The organism is Salinisphaera aquimarina, assembly GCF_042643355.1.
GTDB classification, from domain to species: domain Bacteria; phylum Pseudomonadota; class Gammaproteobacteria; order Nevskiales; family Salinisphaeraceae; genus Salinisphaera; species Salinisphaera aquimarina.
Genome location: NZ_JBHRSS010000003.1, coordinates 801,867 through 820,678, shown reverse-complemented (window position 1 = coordinate 820,678; position 18,812 = coordinate 801,867). Strand labels below are relative to the sequence as shown.

The following is an 18,812-nucleotide window of genomic DNA, read 5'->3' as shown; positions in this document are numbered from 1 at the left end:
TGGCGGCCCGCGGGGCTGTCCACGTGAGGAATCGGATATGAGTAGCGGTAAAGTCATACAGATCATCGGTCCCGTGGTAGACGTGGAATTCGATCGCGAATCGTTGCCCCACATTCACGATGCGCTGACCATCAAGGCCAAAGACAAGGAAGCAGCCGATCTGGTGCTGGAAGTCGAGCAGCAGATCGGCGACGGCGTGGTCCGCTGCATCGCCATGGGCGTGACCGAGGGCCTGACCCGCGGTGCCGAGGTCGAGAACACCGGCGCCCCGATTTCGGTGCCGGTCGGCCAGAAGACGCTCGGCCGCATCATGAACGTGCTCGGTCATCCGATCGACAACCAGGGCGATATCGGCGCTGAGGAAAACGCACCGATTCATCGCGCCGCGCCCAGCTTCGAAGACCAGGCCGGCGGCCAGGAACTGCTGGAAACCGGCATCAAGGTCATCGATCTGCTCTGTCCGTTCGCCAAGGGCGGCAAGGTCGGCCTGTTTGGCGGCGCCGGCGTGGGCAAGACCGTCAACATGATGGAGCTGATCCGCAACATCGCCGCCGAGCATTCCGGCTACTCGGTGTTCGCCGGTGTCGGCGAGCGTACCCGCGAGGGCAACGACTTCTACTACGAAATGAAGGAGTCCAACGTTCTCGACAAGGTGGCCCTGGTCTACGGCCAGATGAACGAGCCCCCGGGTAACCGTCTGCGCGTGGCACTCACCGGCCTGACCATGGCCGAGTTCTTCCGCGACGAAGGCCGTGACGTGCTGCTGTTCATCGACAACATCTATCGCTACACGCTGGCCGGCACGGAAGTCTCCGCGCTGCTGGGTCGTATGCCGTCGGCGGTGGGTTACCAGCCGACCCTGGCCGAGGAAATGGGCCTGCTGCAGGAACGCATCACCTCCACCAAGACCGGCTCGATCACCTCCATCCAGGCCGTGTACGTGCCGGCGGACGATCTGACCGATCCGTCACCGGCTACCACCTTCGCGCATCTGGACGCCACCGTCGTGCTGGCGCGTGGTATTGCCGAGCGTGGTATCTACCCGGCCGTGGATCCGCTGGATTCGACCTCGCGTCAGCTGGATCCGAACGTCATCGGCAACGAGCACTACCAGTGTGCCCGCGACGTTCAGCAGACCCTGCAGCGCTACCGCGAGCTCAAGGACATCATCGCGATTCTGGGCATGGACGAGCTGTCCGAAGAGGACAAGCTGTCGGTATCGCGGGCGCGCAAGATCGAGCGCTTCCTGTCGCAGCCGTTCTTCGTGGCCGAAGTGTTCACGGGGTCGCCTGGCAAGTACGTGGCCCTGTCCGAGACCATCCGCGGTTTCCGCGGTATCGTGGACGGTGACTACGACCACCTGCCCGAGCAGGCGTTCTACATGGTCGGCACCATCGACGAAGCGGTCAAGAAGGGCGAGGACATGGGCAAGAAGGCGGCCTGACAGCCCTCGCGCCCGCCACAATCCGGACGGTCGGCCCACGCGGGCCGGCCACGTACCCCATAGAGCAGCGATATGAAACTACACGTCGACGTCGTCAGCGCTGAAGGCCAGATTTATTCCGGCTCGGCTTCCATGGTGTTCGTGGCCGCCGAGCTGGGCGAGGTCGGCATTGCGCCACGCCACGCGCCGCTTCTGACCCGTATTCGCCCCGGCCAGGTCCGTATCCAGCAGGACGGCAAGGACGAGGAGAGCTTTTTCGTCTCCGGCGGTATTCTCGAAGTTCAGCCGCACCTGGTTACGGTGATGGCCGATACCGCTGAGCGCGCGGCCGATATCGACGAGGCCGCTGCGGAAAAAGCCAAGCAGCGCGCCGAGGAGGCGCTGGCCAAGGCCGACGATCGTATCGACATGGCGCGTGCCCAGGCAGAGCTTGCGGAAGCCGCTGCGCGTCTGAGTCTGGTCAAGAAACTGCGCTCGGGCCACTAGCGCCGCCGCAGGCCGCGTTGAAAGCTCAGTAGGGTTCTGAGCTTTCACGCGTAACTTGCGGTTTAAGCGAGCATCGCTTAAATTGTTGCGGTGCCGTATTTCTGCGTCGCAATCGTTTAACCGACCTCGGTGCACGCCATGCAGCGTCGCTGTCCGCGAATCCGACCTGCTTTGTCCGCAATCGCCTTGATTGCGCTGCTGTTTCCGCTCGCCGTACTCGCTGGCCCTACAAAGTCCATCTCGCCGTTCATGTCGTCCTCGTTCGATCGCACGATTCACGGCGATGAGCGCACGCTCGATCTGTCCCGTCTGGGGCGCGGGCTGGGCAGCGCCGAAGCCTTCTTCGGCGTGGATTCGCTGAGTACCGAGGATCGTCAGTATCTGACCAGCGGGCTGCAATGGCGCTCCGGCCAGCGCGATGCCTCCTTGCTGCGCGTGTCGGCGCTGCGGACCGAGGGGGACGGTACGACACTACGAGCCAGCCAGACGCTGGTGCGCGCGGAGAATCAGCTCGATCTGGGGGGGCGCTGGTATCTGCCGGATCTGACCACCGAGCTCGCCCAGGTCAGCAACACCGGTGCCGACACCACGGCGCTCGGTGGTCGTGCCGCGCGCATCGGCCTGAGCGAGCAGTTGGGCGGCGCAAACTACAATCTGGGCTATTTCCAGGCCGATCCGGAGTTCAGCGCGCTGGGCAGCAGTATCGCCGCGGGCGATCGCGGCGTGGAACTGGATAGCGAGTACGGTCTCGGCACGAACTGGCAGTTTGCGCACGAGCTGCGTTTTCACCAGGCCACGCAGCAGCGCAGCCAGGCGGCCCTGGCGCAGAAACTGGTGCTGTCGCGCAGCGCCAGGCTTAGCGATGTGGGCACGCCCTGGCGGCTGAGCGCCCAGCTGGGGGCGCCCGTTGCCAACGACAACGGCCGCGAGATGCCGATCGCACTCGAGCTGGCATCGCAGACGGCGCGCTGGCGATCCTGGCGCGTCGACAGCAGCCTGGGCTGGTACGACGCCCAGCAGCCGGCGCCGCTGGCCCTGCCGGTGCAGGGTACGATGTGGCAGGTATCGGCGAGCAGGGGTCTCAGTATCGCCGGTTTGAATACGCTGGTTTCGCCGAGCTTCTCGCTCGGCGGCAGCCAGTACGACAACGTTGTCATGGGCACGCGCACGGGCCTGAGCCTCGGGTTTTCCCAACTCAGCGACAATATCGATCTGAGCCTCGACTATCTGTCAGCCGGCTGGAGCCCGTCGTCCACGACCCGCGGCGACCTGCAGATGACGTTGAATTTCACCCAGAGTACGGCCGCCATCATGCCCGGTCTGCGCTCGATGGCAAACAGCCTGCGCGTGCCCTGGCAGCGTCGTTATTGATTTCTTGAATTGGTTTTTAAACGGTTTCCCCGCGATTTTGTTAGATTAACAGTCGCCGGCCGGAACCGTGGGCGTTGTCGTGTTGTCTCTGGACGGCACCAAGCGGGCGTCGAGACACTGTGGAGCGAATGATGACAAGGCAATGGCCGATTGGCCTGCTGAAGACCGGGTTTGTCTGTATGGCCTTGGTGGCGACGCCGGTACTCGCACAATCCGGCTCGGATGCGCAGGCCCAGAAACAGGCGTCGAAGACGCCGCCGGCCAAGGCGGCCCCGGCTCAGAACGCCGACGCGCCCGAAGCCGCGCCCGCCCCGACAGGGTTCGGCTACGATCAGGTCGTGGCCCAGGCCCAGACGCGCGCGGGCAAACCCTATACGCCACCGGCCCAGATTCCGAAATTCCTCAAGGATTTCGACTTCTCCCGTCTCGACCAGATCAAGTACAAGCGCGACCAGGCCCTGTGGCGGGACGCGGGGCTGGGTTTCGAGGCCATGTTCTACCACCCGGGCTCGTACTACACCTATCCCGTGCACATGAATCTGGTCAACGCCAACGGCGTCATGCCGTTCGCTTTCGACAAGAACCGCTACAGTTATCCCAGCGATGATCTGAAAAACCGTATTCCCGACGATCTGGGCTATGCGGGCTTCAAGCTGCTGCATGCCCTGAACGATCCGAACAAGCTGGACGAGATACAGTCCTTCCTCGGGGCCTCGTATTTTCGCGGCCTGGGCGCCGACGAACACTACGGCCTGTCCGCACGCGGCCTGGCGATCGACACGGGTAGCGATAAGGGTGAGGAATTTCCCCTGTTCACCGATTTCTGGCTGGTGGAGCCAAAAAAAGACGGCGACAGCATGACCGTCTATGCGCTGCTGGACTCGCCGAGTGTCAGCGGCGCCTACCGGTTCGAGATCAAGCCCGGCACGGCGACTGTCACGCATGTGGAAGTCACGCTGTTCACCCGCAAGCCGATCGCCAAGCTCGGTATCGCACCGCTGACCAGCATGTTCTCCTGGGGCGAGAACAGCCTGCGGCGGCTGGATGATTTCAGGCCCGAGGCGCACGATTCCGACGGCATGCTCATTGCGTCCGCCAACGGCGAGTGGCTGTGGCGGCCATTGGTGAATCCGCAGAAGCTGTGGATGAATCAATTTTCCGCCGGCAACGTGCGCGGCTTCGGGCTGCTCCAGCGGGACCGTAAATTCGATCATTATCAGGATCTCGAATACGAGTACGAGAAACGTCCGAATGCCTGGATCACCCCGCAGGGCGACTGGGGCGAAGGTCATCTCGAGCTGGTGCAGATTCCCTCCGACAGCGAAGTCAACGACAACATCGCGCTGTACTGGGTACCGAAGGCGCCGGTCACGGCCAATCAGCGTCTGCATTTCGCCTACGACATCAAATGGAGCTCGGAGCTGGCCGCGCCGGATTCGTTCGGCCATACCGTGGCCTCGCGTATCGGCCGCGCCGCGGTCGTCCCCGGGCAGCCGCGCAACACGGTTCGCGTGGCGATCGAATTCGCCGGCGGCGACCTGGGCAATCTAACCGATCCCAACGCCGTGCAGCCGCGCGTGAACGCCATGCGCGACGCGACCATCAACAACATCCAGGCCGTGCGCAACCCGCATACCGGCGGCTGGCGCCTGACGTTCCTGGTGCCCACCGATTCGCTGGATTCGCCGCTGGAGCTGCGCGCCTTTCTCGCCGACGTTAACGGAGGGGCGCTGACGGAAACCTGGACCTACGCGCTCTCTCCGTGAGTCAGGCGGACGTTATCGACCCCGCGGTCGCCGAGGGCCTCGATGCCTATCTCGCACGGTTGCCGATCGGCGCGGATCGTCGCAATGCACTGCGAAAGGCGGTCCTGGCCACATCGCCGGCCAATCGCGGCGATGCACTGACCTGCCTGCGCCGGCATCTGCGTCGCGACGAGCACGGCGCGCCCGGCCGCGAGGACAGCGATGACGAGAAATCGCTCGCGGCCTGCGTCGAGGCCGGCTATCCGGGGCTGGGCCCGCGCGAATCGAGCACCGCGAGTGGCGTGCTGCGCGGTGCCTCGATGCCCCGGCTCAACCGCTGGCCCATGTCGCCGTCGGATATCGATCGCCGGCCGTGGCGCGTGCTGTCGCCGCTGCTGCCCTGGCTGCGCCGGGGCGCGGGCGGATTGCCGCGTGCGGTGCCCAGTCGATTGAAATCCATCGTGCGCTGGCGGCAATGCCTGCTCGCGCTGATGGTTGCGGTGCCGGCGGGCAGTGCCGCCGCCTACATGGGTACGGTGCTGCCGCATCGCGGCGCCACCCTGCTGGAAACCTTCATTCTGGGCGCGGCCTTCATGCTGTTCGCCTGGATTCTGGTCGGTTTCTGGACCGCGCTGTCCGGCTTTTTCGTACTCTGGCGCGGCGATCGCTATCTGGTGCGCGGCGAGCAGAATCCCGATGCCGACGACGGCGCCCGTACGGCCATCGTCATGCCGATCTATGAAGAGGATGTCTCGCGCACCTTCGCGGGGCTGCGCGCCATCTTCGAGTCGCTGCAGGCGACCGGGCGCCTCGACGAGTTCGATTTCTTCGTGCTCAGTGATTCGGTCAAGCCCGACACCATTGTCGCCGAGCAGCAGGCCTGGGCCGATGCCTGCCGCGATCTGGATGCCTTCGATCGTCTCCATTACCGGCGCCGGCGCGCGCGGGTCAAGCGCAAGAGCGGCAATCTGGCCGACTTCTGCCGCCGCTGGGGTGGGCACTACCGCTACATGATCGTGCTCGACGCCGATTCCATCATGGTCGGCAAGACGCTCACCGCCATGGTCGATCGGATGCAGGCCAATCCGAGCGCGGGCCTGATCCAGACCCCGCCGACCGCGGTCAACCGTGACAGCCTGCTCGCCCGTGTGCAGCAGTTCGCGACCCGTGTCTACGGGCGCATGTTCGCGGCCGGGCTGCATTTCTGGCATCTCGACAACGCCCACTACTGGGGTCATAACGCGATCATCCGGATTGCGCCGTTCATGGCCCACTGCGCGCTGCCGCGCCTGCCCGGGCGGGGCGCGTTGTCGGGCGAGATTCTGTCGCACGATTTCGTCGAGGCGGCGCTCATGCGCCGCGCCGGCTGGGGCGTGTATATCGCCTACGATCTGGCCGGCAGCTACGAGGAGGTGCCGCCGACGCTGCTCGACGAGCTGGGCCGCGATCGACGCTGGTGCCAGGGCAATATCCAGCATATCCGGCTGCTGTTCTCGGACAATCTGGCGCCGGCGCATCGCGCCCTGTTCGCCAATGGCGTCATGGCCTACACCTCGGCATTGATCTGGTTCTTGTTCCTGCTGCTGTCGAGCACCGAGGCGATCCTCGAAGCGCTGCGTACGCCCGATTATTTCCCGGTTGCCGGCTCGTTGTTTCCGCAATGGCCGGTCTGGCAGCCGATCTGGGCTGTGAGCCTGTTCATCGCCACGCTCGTGGTGTTGTTCCTGCCCAAGATTCTGGGCGTGGTGATGATCGTGGCGCGCGGGCGCCAGCGGGATTTCGGCGGGGTCGGCAGCCTGATCGGCTCCACGCTGATCGAGATCGTGCTCACCTCGTTGCTGGCGCCGATCCGCATGCTCGCGCACACCCGGTTCGTGTTCATGACCGTGGTCGGGTTGCAGGTGAAATGGGATTCGCAGCAGCGCGCCGATGCCCAGGTCGCCTGGCTGCGCGCGCTGCGTTTTCATCTGCCTGGCATGCTGATGGCACTTGTCTGGGGCGGACTTCTGGTCTGGTACACGCCCGGATTCGCGCCGTGGCTGGCGCCGATTCTGGTGCCGTTGATATTGGCGCCTGCGGTTACCGTGATCACATCACGCGCGGATCTGGGGATCTGGCTGCGTAATCAGGATCTACAGTTGATTCCGGAAGAGCGCAATCCGCCGCCGGTTCTGGCGCGGGTCGTTGAACTGGAGGCGAATGCGGCGCCGGAAGGGCGGTTTGTGGATGCGGTGGTCGATCCGGTGCTCAACGCGCTGCATATCGGCCTGCAGGGGCGCGCGCGCCATTACTCTGCCGAACTCGAGGGCTACCGGTGCGAACTCGCCGCGCGCGCGCTCGAGCAGGGCCCGGACTCGGTCGATACCGGTGAACAGCGCACACTGCTGGCCGATCCGGCGCGGATGCAGTGGCTGCACGAGCGCGTCTGGGCCGATGCACCGGCAGCCTGGGGGCAATGGCTCGACGCTGTGCCTACGCAAGCGCCGACCGTGTCTGTATAGTCCCGTTACAGTATTCGAGTGCAGCCAAAAATGGGTCTACATATCGTCGTATTGGCGGCGGGCAAAGGCAAACGCATGCATTCCGCGTTGCCTAAAGTGCTCCAACCGCTGGGTGATCGTCCTCTGTTGAAGCATGTCGTGGAGGCCGCGCAGACGCTGGATCCCGAGTGCATCCATGTCGTCTACGGGCACGGTGCCGAGCAGGTGCAGTCCGCGCTGGGTTATCTGGACGTCAACTGGGTGTTCCAGGAACAGCAGCTGGGCACCGGACACGCCGTGAATCAGGCCATCGACGCGGTGCCCGACGGCGCCCAGGTGCTGGTGCTCTATGGTGACGTGCCGTTGATTCGTGCCGGCACCCTGTCGCACCTGGTGGATGCTGCCGGTGATGCGGCGCTCGCGCTGCTGACGGTCGTGCTCGACGATCCGTCCGGCTATGGCCGGATCAAGCGCGACGACGACAACCGCGTCGTCGGCATCGTCGAGGAGAAGGACACCAGCGCCGACGAACGCTACATTCGCGAAGTGAACACCGGGCTAATCTGTGCGCAGGCCTCGCATCTGCGCGACTGGCTGTCGCGGCTGACCAACGAGAATACCCAGGGCGAGTACTACCTCACCGACTGCATCGCCATGGCTTCGGGCGACGGCGTGAACATCATTGCCGGCCAGGCGGGCAGCGTCGAGGAAACCCAGGGCATCAACGACAAGCGCGATCTGGCGGTGGCAGAGCGCCTGCTGCAGCGCCGCCAGGCCGAAGCACTGATGGCCCAGGGCCTGACCCTGCGCGATCCCGAACGATTCGACCTCAGGGGCGCGCTGCGCGCGGGCCGCGACACCATCATCGATGTCAACGCGGTGATCGAGGGCGAGGTCGTGCTGGGCGAAGGCGTGAGCATCGGCCCCCACTGCGTGCTGCGCAACTGCACCATTGGCGACCATACCCAGGTGCTGTCGCATACCGTGATCGAACATGCCGTGATCGGCTCGCGCTGCCAGATCGGGCCGTTCGCGCGTCTGCGTCCCGATACCGAACTGGGCGATCGTGCCAAGATCGGCAATTTCGTGGAAACCAAGAAGATCAAGCTGGGCAAGGGCAGCAAGATCAATCATCTGAGCTATGTCGGCGATGCCCGCGTGGGCGATAACGTCAACATCGGCGCCGGCGTGATCACCTGCAATTACGACGGCGCCAACAAACACGTCACCACGATCGGCGACGACGCCTTCATCGGCTCGGATTGCCAGCTGGTGGCGCCGGTGTCGGTAGAGCGGGGCGCCACCATCGGCGCGGGTTCTACCATCACCAAGACCGCGCCTGCCGACAGCCTGACCTTGTCGCGGCCGAAACAATTCACGGTCGAGGGCTGGAAACGGCCGCGCAAAGACAACCCTGGGCACGACTGAGCGGGCGTCGCCTGCTGCGGCCGAGCCGGGTTTTCGGAATACGAGAGCAATAACACCATGTGCGGAATTGTCGGAGCCAGCGCTCAGCGCAACGTCGAACCCATTCTGCTGGAGGGGCTGCGGCGTCTCGAATACCGCGGCTACGACTCCGCCGGAATGGCGCTCGTCAACGGCGGCGTGCTTGATCGTACGCGTGCCGTCGGCAAGGTACAGGCGCTCGCCGACAAGCTCGAAGCCGAGCCGCGCCCCGGTACACTGGGTGTGGCCCACACCCGCTGGGCAACCCACGGTGGCGTGTCCGAAATCAATGCCCACCCGCATACGTCGGCCGATCGGGTCGCGGTGGTACACAATGGCATCATCGAGAATTTCGAATCGCTCAAGCAGCGGCTCATTGAAGCCGGCTACGCCTTCACCTCGCAGACCGACACCGAAGTCGTCGCCCATCTGATCGAGAGCTATCTGGATGACAGCGCCGATCTCGCCGAGGCGGTGCGCCGCGCGGTGGCCGAACTGCACGGCGCCTATGCGCTCGCCGTAGTCAGTCGCGACGATCCGCAGACCCTGGTCGCCACCCGCAGCGGCTCGCCGTTGGTGCTCGGCGTCGGTATCGGTGAACACTTCGTGGCCTCCGATGTGGCTGCACTTTTGCCGGTCACGCGCAATTTCGTCTATCTCGAGGAAGGCGATCTGGTGGTGATCACGCCGGATACGTTCGCGATCACGGACCTACACGGCGCGCCGATCGAGCGGCCGGTCAAGGAGTCGGGCCTGTCGATCTCGGCGACCGAGAAAGGCGGCTATCGGCATTTCATGCTCAAGGAAATCTATGAGCAGCCGCAGGCCCTGACCGATACCTGGCAAGGGCGCCTGTCTGTCGACGATATTCTTGCCTCCAGCATCGGCACTGACGCCGAGGCATTGCTGTCGCAGGTGGAAGCGATCCATATTGTCGCCTGCGGTACCAGCTATCACGCCGGGCTGGTGGCGCGTTACTGGCTCGAAGCCATGGCGCGGATTCCCTGCAACGTGGAACTGGCCAGCGAATACCGGTATCGCAACCCGGTGGTGCCCAAGAACTGTCTGTTCGTCACCCTGTCCCAGTCTGGCGAGACCGCGGATACGCTCGCGGCACTGCGCTATGCCAAGGACCTGCCGCAGGGGCAGGGGTACCTGGCCACGCTGGCGGTATGCAACAAGCCGGAGAGTTCGCTCACCCGTGAGTCGGACCTCGTGATGATGACCCGCGCCGGCCCCGAAATCGGCGTTGCCTCCACCAAGGCGTTCACCACGCAGCTGCTTTGCCTGCTGCTGCTGACCGGAATGCTCGACCGCGACGCCCAAAAGCGCGGCCACCTCGCCGCCGATATCCGCAAGATCCATACCGCGGTCAGCCAGGTGCTGGAACTCGACGACGCCATTCGGCATCTCGCCGAAGAATTCGTCGACAAGCAGCACGCCCTGTTCCTCGGGCGCGGGCCGATGTACCCGATCGCCATGGAAGGCGCGCTCAAGCTCAAGGAAATCTCCTACCTGCACGCCGAAGCCTACGCCGCCGGCGAACTCAAGCACGGCCCGCTTGCGCTGGTCGACGAGAATATGCCCGTTATTGCCGTTGCGCCCAAAAATGACTGGCTGGAAAAAGTGAAGTCCAACCTGCAGGAAGTCAGCGCCCGCGGCGGCAAGCTTTATGTCTTCGCCGACGCCGATGCCGGCCTCAATACCGGCCCCGGAATGACCGTGCTGGACATGCCCCACGTCGACGATACCCTGGCGCCCATCGCCTACACGGTGCCCTTGCAACTGCTGGCCTATCACGTCGCCGTCGCCAAGGGCACCGACGTCGATCAGCCGCGCAACCTGGCGAAATCCGTAACTGTGGAATAGCGATCAATCAGTGCATTGGGGTCGATGACAGACATTAATGTCCGTCAAAAATTGAGCCCATGAGTATGCTCGCGTGACTACAACTCTTGGGTTTAAAGCGGTTAAGCAAATAACCTAGGCTGTTGCGTGTTCGATCTCAGGAAGATGCGTCGTTATCGCTGAAAATAGTGGCATAGATTTGGCGAAGTTCGTTCTTCATCACCTTGCCCATCGCGTTGCGCGGAAATTCCTCAAGGAAGACGACTGCCTTGGGGCGCTTGTAACTCGTAAGATCGCGTGCCGTGAGCTTGTCAATTTCCTCGCGGCTGACGGGATGGGCAGGATCGCACTTGATCGCTGCGACGACGCCTTCGCCGAAATCCGGATGTGGCACGCCTAGTACGGCGGCCTCATCGACTCCGGGCACTGTTTCAAGCACATTCTCAACTTCTCTCGGATAAACGTTATAGCCGCCGGAAATGATGAGTTCTTTCTTGCGGCCTACCAACCAGACGAATCCATCCTCGTCGATACGGCCCATGTCGCCGGTGTCGAAGAAGCCATCTTCAGACCATTCGTCGCCGAGTTCGGGGCGATTCCAATAGCCTCGAATGGTCGACGGGGTTCTTGCGTGCAGTTGCCCGACTTCGCCGGGCGGCAGGGCTGCGCCGGTTTCATCCGCAATGCGCAATTCGACGGTCGGCAACGGTTTGCCTACGGAGCCGACCCGGGCCGATCCGTCGATCGGGTTGGTGGTTAATATGGACGTCTCGGTCAGGCCGTAGCGCTCGACTACGTAAATTCCCATCCGATCACGGAGTGTCTGAAAGAGCTCGGGGGAGAGCGGCGCCGATCCCGATGTGGCGAGTCGCAGATGGCGGCATGCTGCTTGATTGAAGTCCTCGCGTTGGACGAGCCGGGTATAAATCGCCGGGACCGCCATGAATACGGTCGCCTCGGGCAGCAGGCGGATAGTCTGAGCTGCGTCAAAGTTCTCAGTAACGATGACGCTCGCGCCGTGAGCGAGCGGAAGCGCAGCCGCGATGAACAGACCATGCGCGTGGAATACGGGCAGGACGTGTAGAACGCGATCGCCAGGACTGATGCCCCAAACGGCCCCCAGAGCGCCGATATTCGACATCAGGTTGCCGTGGGTTAATGGAGCGCCTTTCGGACGGCCGGTCGTGCCGGATGTGAAGAGCATGGCGGCATAGTCATTCGAGCCGGGTTCTTCGGCAACGGCTCCGGTGGCTCGCCCACTATTCATCAAGTCGTCTGATTCGCCGTTGCGAAATCCGAGTACTCTGACTTTTTCCCGCACCGCGTCGTCCAGTTCCGCGGATTTATTGTCGATCAGCAGAGACGGCGTCGCATCCTCAAGCAGGATGCCTGTCTCTCGCGAGGTGAATTTGGGGTTGACGGGTACGTAAATCGCGCCGGCACGCAGTACGCCCAGAAACAGTAATAGTCCGACAGCCGATTTGCCAAGGCGTACCGCCACGCGGTCACCCGAAGCGACCCCATGCTGGCGCAACGCTGCTGCAATCGCGCTTACCTGCGCATTCGCCTCGCCGAAGGTCATCCAATCGCTTCCGGCCTCGTCGTTGGCAGGATGGAAAGACAACGCCGGTGCGTCGGGGCGCGTGGCAGCGTGGTGTGCCAGCGCCTGCGACAGCGTGGGGAATTGCTTCAGATTAGTCACCGTGTATTCCTTCCTCGTTATTCGCCGTAAAAGACCGGCGTCTGCTTGTTGGCAAAAGCGGTTAGTGCTGATTGGTAATCGCTACTCTCAGCACATGCCTGGACGGCGGCGAACGGCGCCTGCCAGTCTCGATCTCGATCGAATGCCGCAATCTCGCGCAGGCTGACCTTGGCTGCCGCCACCGATAAGGGAGCGTTTGCCGCGATTACCGCAAGCTGTTTTTCGACGAACTCGTCGAGGTCTGCTGCCGGTACTACTTCATTCGCAAAGCCACACCGCAGCGCCTTGTCCGCGCTCAGGAACTGGCCGGTCATCAGAATCTCGCCCGCGGTGGCGCGGCCGACGACGTCGACCAGTCTCTTGATCCAAAGTGGGCTGTAGCCAATACCGAGCCGCGCAGCCGGGATCCCGAAACGGGCGTTGTTGTCCAGATAACGCAGATCGCAGGCAAGAGCGATAGCTGTGCCTGCGCCAATGCAAAACCCATGAATAAGGGCAACGACAGGTACCGGTATGGCCTCGATCCCGTCAATGGCTTCCTGGATCGCGGCCGTATGGTCAGCAGCTTGCTCCGAGCTGCGACGATTCTCGCCGAACTCGCTGATATCGGCGCCGGATGCAAATGCGTCCGGGCCCACGCCGCGGATCATGACCACGCGTAGGTCCCGGCGTATCGCGAGATCGCTGGTAATCTGGGTTAGTTCCTCCCACATGCGGCGCGTTATTGCATTGCGGTGTTCAGGATTGCAGAGCGTTAGTCGGGCGATGCCGTGCTCTAGCTGTAGTTCCACATGCGGTGTCTTGGTCTCACTCATCACGAATTCCCGTTTCCATGGCCAGCTGTTCAACGACCGAGTCATGCATCTCTGAAATATGAACGATGCCTGCGGCGTTCGTATGTCTGAGCATGGTGTGGAGACTCTCTCCCTGCAGGATAAGGTGCGTACGCATTGCATTGGCGGCGGCCTCCTCATCCTGTGTGCGAATCGCAGCCAGAACCGCATCGTGCTCCGAGGATGATTCAGCGAGCCGGCCTGGTAGTCGGCCCTGGGTGATACGCAGGAACCACATTCGGTCGCGTAGTCGCAATGTCTCAGTCCAGAGATAGTGGTTGCCCGAAGCGGCATAGATCGCTTCATGAAAACCTACATTCGCTTCGTAATAATGCGTCGGATCGGCGTCAATGCATCGAGTGCGGCACTCCGCCTGATGTTTTTCCATCCGCGCAAGTTCATCGCGACCGCGTCGGCGAGCCGCTAGGCGCGCACATGCCGCTTCCAACTCCGCCATAGCCTCGAATTGATCGAGAATTTCCGCAGCTGTCTGGCCTTTTACCACGGCACGCTGTCTAGGGCGGAGTGTGACGAGCCCATCGGCAGCCAAGCTGCGAATCGCTTCACGAACAGGCGTCCTCGAGACGCCATACTCTTGGCCTATTTGCGACTCCGACAGGAAATCGCCGGGTGTAAGCCGCCCCACCATGATGTCTCGCGCCAAGCCGTGACGAACTATTTCGGCTTGAGAAACATTGGGTTGCTTATCTGGTTTTGCCGCGTATTTATCCGTCATAACTGTCCGGTCTCCGCGGGTTGAGCCATTAAGGCGAGCACAGTAAACTCAAAACAGTATACAGAATGACAAACCTTGTGTAACGTCTGGAAACGACAGAATACCTTTGTGCTGAGTTAACACTTGGCGGAGTAGTCATCCGAAGGGGAGATCGATGGCAGCCGTACGAACTATTCTGGAAGGGTTCAGCCGCCTGCTGTTCGCCCTCTGTGCTCTAGTCATCGCCATCATGGCGCTGTCTGTCACCTACGAAGTGGTCAGTCGCTACCTCCTGGGTCGTCCGACGATCTGGGTAACCGAGATCTCCAGCTATTTGCTGGTAGCAGTGACTTTTCTTGGGGCCGCCTGGACGTTGCGTATTGACGGGCATATCCGGATGGATCTGCTGCGTGAAACAGGGGGCTGGCTTGGTCAGCGTGTTTCGGATCTGGCCATGTTTGCAGTTGCAGCCATTGTCTCCGCTGCGCTGCTATGGAGCGGGTGGCATATGACTTTGGCGAACTACAACTTCGGCTGGCGGGCGTCGAGCGCGTTGGGCACTCCGTTGTGGATGCCGCAATCCCTTATACCTCTGGGCTCTCTTGCGCTTCTCATTCAATCGCTGATTGGCGTGTGGGACACGCTCACCGGTGCGCGGGATAAAAGGGAGTAAGGCTGTGCTCTTAGGGTTTGTATTTCTCGGGCTGCTGCTGTTGCTGATCCTGCTCGGTGTTCCAGTAGCTTTTTCGCTGGCTGGAACCACGTTGCTGGGTCTGTTCGCCATGGGGGGATGGGGGGCAGTTGCTGCCATGTCCAACACGGCATGGAGCACCACGTCCGAATTTGTGCTGACGGCGATCCCGCTCTTTATTTTGATGAGCGAGGTGATCGGAGCCACGGGCATTGGTCGTGACCTATTCATTGCGGTGGAGCGTGTTCTCGGTCGGATCAGCGGCGGACAGGCCGTCGCTACCGTGGTCGCCTGCGCCATCTTTGGAGCGGTTAGCGGTACCGCCGTGGGGGTCGCCGCGGTTATCGGTGGGGTCGCGATTCCCGAGATGCTCTCGCGCGGCTATCCGCGCCATATTGCAACGGGATCAGTGGCCGGAGGCAGTCCGCTGGGAATGATCATCCCGCCCAGCTTGCCCTTGATCATCTACGGTGTGGTCACCGAGACACCCATTGCCAACCTCTTTCTTGCCGGCATAGTACCCGGCCTGATCATCACGGTTCTCTGCTGTATCTGTGTGAGCTTCATGGTGCGTCGTGCGAATGTGCGCAGCGAGCCGGTGCAGGCAGGCAGTGTGGTGGATTCGATCAAGCTCTCGTTACCTGTTGTTCTGCTGATCATATTGGTCATCGGCTCCATATATCTTGGTATCGCGACACCAACCGAAGCCGCAGCTGTCGGTGCTGTCGGAGCTTTCCTCATTGCAGGTATCCAGCGTCGATTGACCTGGAACCGTGTAATCGCACTGCTCTATTCGTCTGCGCGGACCAGCGCCATGCTGCTGTTCGTGCTTGTCGGGGCGATGCTTTTCGGCTACCTGCTCGGTATTACGCGAATGCCCCAGGAGTTGACTGCACTGGTGGTCGACCTCGACGTATCCCGGTGGGTCATCTTTACCTTGATCATGCTCGCCTATTTCGTACTGGGCATGTTTCTTGAGGTGACGTCGATCATCCTGATCACCCTGCCGGTGATCTTCCCTACCGTGCTTGCACTACATTTCGACCCCGTCTGGTTCGCGATCGTACTGATGGTGAATATGAGTCTCGCCGTGGTTACACCGCCGGTCGGACTCTGTCTCTATGTCGTGAAGTCTTGTGCTCCCGAAACATCGCTGCGAGAGGTGATCCGGGGCACGGCTCCATTGATGGCGATGTACATCATCGTTCTGATCGCCCTTTGCTTCATTCCGGGGCTGGCGATCTACTGAAAATAAAACGATCTATTGAAAACAAAATAGGAGGAGATGGGTTATGGCTAAGAAAATGTTTTTATCTGCGGTGCTGTTGGCTATGTCGACATTGACGGCAACCAATGGGTGGGCACAGCAGACGCTCCGGTTGGGGCATTATTTTGCGACCGAGGATTTTCGTGGGCTCACCGCCCAGCATTTTGCGGACCAGGTAAATGAGCGGGCGGACGACTTGAACGTGGAGGTCTATCCGAACGAGTCCCTCGTCAAGGGGCGTGAAGCATTGCAAGCCACCTCCCAGGGGGTGGTCGACATCTATTCGGTTTATGCAGGCTATCTATCGGGCCAGGTACCGTTGATCAATGTGTTTTCCTTGCCTTTCCCGCCGCCAGCGTATGACGACAAGGCCATGTACAAGCTGGCGCTTGATCCGAAAACCGTCGCGCTGATGGACAAGACGTTCGCCAAATTCGGAGTGAAATATCTTGGCGTAATCAACTCCTCCGGACCGGCCCAATTGTTCCTGCGCAATCCGGTCGAATCGGTGACGGATATTTCCGGGCGAAAACTACGCGGTGCCGGTGGTCTTTCAGATGTTGCATTGCGGAAGCTTGGTGCTTCAGTTGTTCTGCTTAGTGCGGCCGAGCAGTTCCTGGCTCTGCAAACAGGGACGGTGGATGGCATTTCGACCACCTGGTCTTCCTATGTGAACTATGGCTTGGCCGATGTGGCGCCGACCTACTTGGCAGCGACGGTGGTGCGCGCTCCTTATCTTCTGCTTATGAACAAGGCTAAATTCGATGCGCTGAATGATGCGCAGCGAAAAGCGATTACCGAAGCAGTCGAAGACACGGTGAACTGGTCACGCAAGAACTTTGCCGCCGAGCAAGACGAACTCCATCAAAAAGTAGTTGATCAAGCGAAGAACGTGGTTGAAGTCTCGGCAGAACAGAATGCGGAGCTGCGCAAGCAGATGCAGCCGATCTATGAGTCGTATGTCGAAGATAATGGCGAAGCAGGGGCGCAGCTCATGCAGCGCTGGCACGAAGTAACCGGAACAGACCAGTAGAGCCGTCGCATAAGACACTCCGACCAGACCAAGAGGCCGGGCGTTATGCTCGGCCTCTTTCATGGAGATCAGCCTGAACCTGTCCGCACGTCGCTATCCAGAAATGAAATGTGGGTGCCACACGAGTTTATTCGCGTGCCTTTCCGCAGCGTACTTACTCCGGCGCGGTTTTCCTCGTAAATCCGGGTTTTCCATAGAGGCCTGGTCACAGGGCCACGGTGTGCCATCGGTACTACGTTGTGGGGGGGTTATCCCCCGTTAGTGCCAACATTCATTCCAGAGCAGCTTCATCGTGGAGTCCAGGGAGTGTTACGTCACAACGCAAGAAATACAGCGCCGAGTTCAAGCAGAAGATCGGCGGTATCAGTTAGCCTCTTTCTAACCGTCCGTAACGACGGGGGACAACCCCCTGGAGCTTGCCGGCGGCTTCGGTCACGCCTTCGCGGCGTACCCCGAGCATGTTGGCGATCAACTCCTGGGTCATGGTCACATTGTTGCCCAGCAGTCGGCCCAGCAAAAGCCAGCGGCACAGTTACTGGTCGATCGAGTGATGCCGATTGCAGACCGCGGTCTGGGCCATCTGCGTGAGCAGAGCCTGGGTGTAGCGCAGTATCAAATGGTGCAGTTCGCCGTGGCGGCTGAATTCGTCCTTTACGCGCTGCCCGTCCAGCCGGTAGGCCCAACCGGCACTCTGCAGAATAGCCCGGTTAGGCGTGCTTTCGCCGCCCATGACGAGGGTAACGCCCAAGAGGCCTTCGTTACCCACGACCGAGATTTCCGCCGAGGCGCCGTCTTCCATGACATGCAGTAGCGAGACGATGCTGTCGGTGGGGAAGTACACATGGGTCAACGCATCCCCCGATTCGTAGAGGACAGCACCCAGGGGCAGTGCAATCAGTTCAAGGTGCGGGAACAGCCTCGCTTTGACGCCGCTCGGCAGCGCCGCGAGAAGCCGATTGGCCTGTGGAGTGGAGGTTGCTGGCATGCCACTGACTTTTGCGTTCAAGCGTGTGTTGAAGATCGCTCGTACGGCCGACGCGCAGTGTCGCGTCGCGCTGAGTGTTAGCAATAAATCATCACAAGTTTTCAGGTCGTGGCTGTCGCGAATTGGGGGCTTCGGAATAGCCGGGCACCCTGCACAGGCGCCCGGTTCTGTGCATGTATCGCGTCGAACGGCGCTGTCGGCCCGACAAATCCATAGCCTGTTTCCAATTGGCCGTAGGAACGGTAAATAACCCGCTCTGCAGGAGGGGCAACACAATAAAAATACGGTGTAAAAATCTCGGAAGTCCGGAGATCCGGTTTCGGGTTGTCGGGGCAAGTCAATCGTGTGCAGCGAGGCAGCCGGCGACGCCCAGGCTTTGATATCGATCGGCCCCGGTTGCGTATTCGGGCGCGCGGTGGCGTCGAGAGCCTACTGCTCGCGATTCGGGAAAAAATCCCGGGCGGTTTCTTCAGCGCCGATGCCGTACCAGCCGTGCGGCTGTCTGCAGGACACGTGGTTGGGCGCTTTCGGCGTGTGTTGGTCGGCCGGTCGGCCACCGATGCCGCACGCGTCGCGCCTGTTTCTGATTTGCCGCTCGGTGTTGCGCGCGCATGATTTTGCTCGTAGGTATGGTCGCGCCGTAAAAATTTCGATTTACACGCTGGCGTTGCCGCTTGTGGTGGGCGCCACGCAGCTAATGCAGCGGTGAGTGTGGTGGATTTTCGTCGAACTGTGATGGGAGTGCTCTTTTAAAGCAACACGCTAA

13 protein-coding genes and 1 pseudogene are annotated in these 18,812 nt (G+C 61.5%); 10 read left to right on the top strand and 4 right to left on the bottom strand.

Translation table 11 applies throughout. The annotated features are described in order from the left end of the window. Positions 1 to 37: 37 nt before the first annotated feature. The 7 genes from atpD (at position 38) to glmS (ending at position 10,841) form a co-directional block, all read left to right on the top strand. Entirely contained in the window at positions 38 to 1,444 is a 1,407-nt protein-coding gene (gene atpD / locus ACFOSU_RS07200) for a F0F1 ATP synthase subunit beta (RefSeq protein WP_380687926.1), read from the top strand. Positions 1,445 to 1,516: 72 nt separating this feature from the next. After that, on the top strand, positions 1,517 to 1,930 hold the full coding sequence (locus ACFOSU_RS07195) for a F0F1 ATP synthase subunit epsilon (protein WP_380687924.1): 414 nt from the start codon (positions 1,517 to 1,519) through the stop codon (positions 1,928 to 1,930). 171 nt (positions 1,931 to 2,101) lie between these two features. Continuing rightward, the gene (locus ACFOSU_RS07190) at positions 2,102 to 3,301 is read left to right on the top strand and encodes a hypothetical protein (protein WP_380687922.1); all 1,200 of its coding nucleotides are present in this window, start codon (positions 2,102 to 2,104) and stop codon (positions 3,299 to 3,301) included. Between the two features lie 131 nt (positions 3,302 to 3,432). Further along, on the top strand, positions 3,433 to 5,067 hold the full coding sequence (locus ACFOSU_RS07185) for a glucan biosynthesis protein (RefSeq protein ID WP_380687919.1): 1,635 nt from the start codon (positions 3,433 to 3,435) through the stop codon (positions 5,065 to 5,067). Then, entirely contained in the window at positions 5,064 to 7,547 is a 2,484-nt protein-coding gene (gene mdoH, locus ACFOSU_RS07180) for a glucans biosynthesis glucosyltransferase MdoH (protein WP_380687917.1), read from the top strand. The genes ACFOSU_RS07185 and mdoH overlap by 4 nt, the downstream gene beginning before the upstream one ends. 30 nt (positions 7,548 to 7,577) lie before the next feature. Next, positions 7,578 to 8,954: a bifunctional UDP-N-acetylglucosamine diphosphorylase/glucosamine-1-phosphate N-acetyltransferase GlmU gene (glmU, locus tag ACFOSU_RS07175; RefSeq protein WP_380687915.1), complete on the top strand. Its 1,377-nt coding sequence runs from the start codon at positions 7,578 to 7,580 to the stop codon at positions 8,952 to 8,954. Between the two features lie 57 nt (positions 8,955 to 9,011). Continuing rightward, positions 9,012 to 10,841, top strand: coding sequence for a glutamine--fructose-6-phosphate transaminase (isomerizing) (gene glmS / locus ACFOSU_RS07170; protein ID WP_380687913.1), 1,830 nt, complete (start codon positions 9,012 to 9,014; stop codon positions 10,839 to 10,841). A gap of 136 nt (positions 10,842 to 10,977) precedes the next feature. Here the strand turns inward: glmS and ACFOSU_RS07165 are convergent, their stop codons facing one another. Genes ACFOSU_RS07165 through ACFOSU_RS07155 form a run of 3 tightly spaced genes read right to left on the bottom strand, consistent with a single transcriptional unit; the run spans position 10,978 to position 14,091 of the window. Beyond that, positions 10,978 to 12,522 (bottom strand): AMP-binding protein, encoded by a 1,545-nt coding sequence (locus ACFOSU_RS07165; RefSeq protein WP_380687911.1) that lies wholly within the window; start codon positions 12,520 to 12,522, stop codon positions 10,978 to 10,980. A gap of 17 nt (positions 12,523 to 12,539) precedes the next feature. After that, positions 12,540 to 13,337, bottom strand: coding sequence for an enoyl-CoA hydratase-related protein (locus ACFOSU_RS07160; RefSeq protein WP_380687909.1), 798 nt, complete (start codon positions 13,335 to 13,337; stop codon positions 12,540 to 12,542). Beyond that, positions 13,330 to 14,091, bottom strand: coding sequence for a GntR family transcriptional regulator (locus tag ACFOSU_RS07155; RefSeq protein WP_380687907.1), 762 nt, complete (start codon positions 14,089 to 14,091; stop codon positions 13,330 to 13,332). Before ACFOSU_RS07155 ends, ACFOSU_RS07160 begins: the two co-directional genes overlap by 8 nt. A 154-nt stretch (positions 14,092 to 14,245) precedes the next feature. On the opposite strand from ACFOSU_RS07155, the gene ACFOSU_RS07150 reads away from it, so the two are divergent. The 3 genes from ACFOSU_RS07150 to ACFOSU_RS07140 are packed head-to-tail and all read left to right on the top strand — an operon-like array spanning position 14,246 to position 17,061. After that, on the top strand, positions 14,246 to 14,743 hold the full coding sequence (locus tag ACFOSU_RS07150) for a TRAP transporter small permease subunit (protein ID WP_380687905.1): 498 nt from the start codon (positions 14,246 to 14,248) through the stop codon (positions 14,741 to 14,743). 4 nt (positions 14,744 to 14,747) lie between these two features. After that, on the top strand, positions 14,748 to 16,010 hold the full coding sequence (locus tag ACFOSU_RS07145; protein ID WP_380687903.1) for a TRAP transporter large permease: 1,263 nt from the start codon (positions 14,748 to 14,750) through the stop codon (positions 16,008 to 16,010). A gap of 43 nt (positions 16,011 to 16,053) precedes the next feature. Further along, the gene (locus tag ACFOSU_RS07140; protein ID WP_380687901.1) at positions 16,054 to 17,061 is read left to right on the top strand and encodes a TRAP transporter substrate-binding protein; all 1,008 of its coding nucleotides are present in this window, start codon (positions 16,054 to 16,056) and stop codon (positions 17,059 to 17,061) included. A gap of 379 nt (positions 17,062 to 17,440) precedes the next feature. On the opposite strand, the pseudogene ACFOSU_RS07135 reads toward ACFOSU_RS07140, so the two are convergent. After that, a pseudogene (locus tag ACFOSU_RS07135) lies at positions 17,441 to 18,046 on the bottom strand (Crp/Fnr family transcriptional regulator); the annotation flags it as partial. Positions 18,047 to 18,812 lie beyond the last annotated feature (766 nt).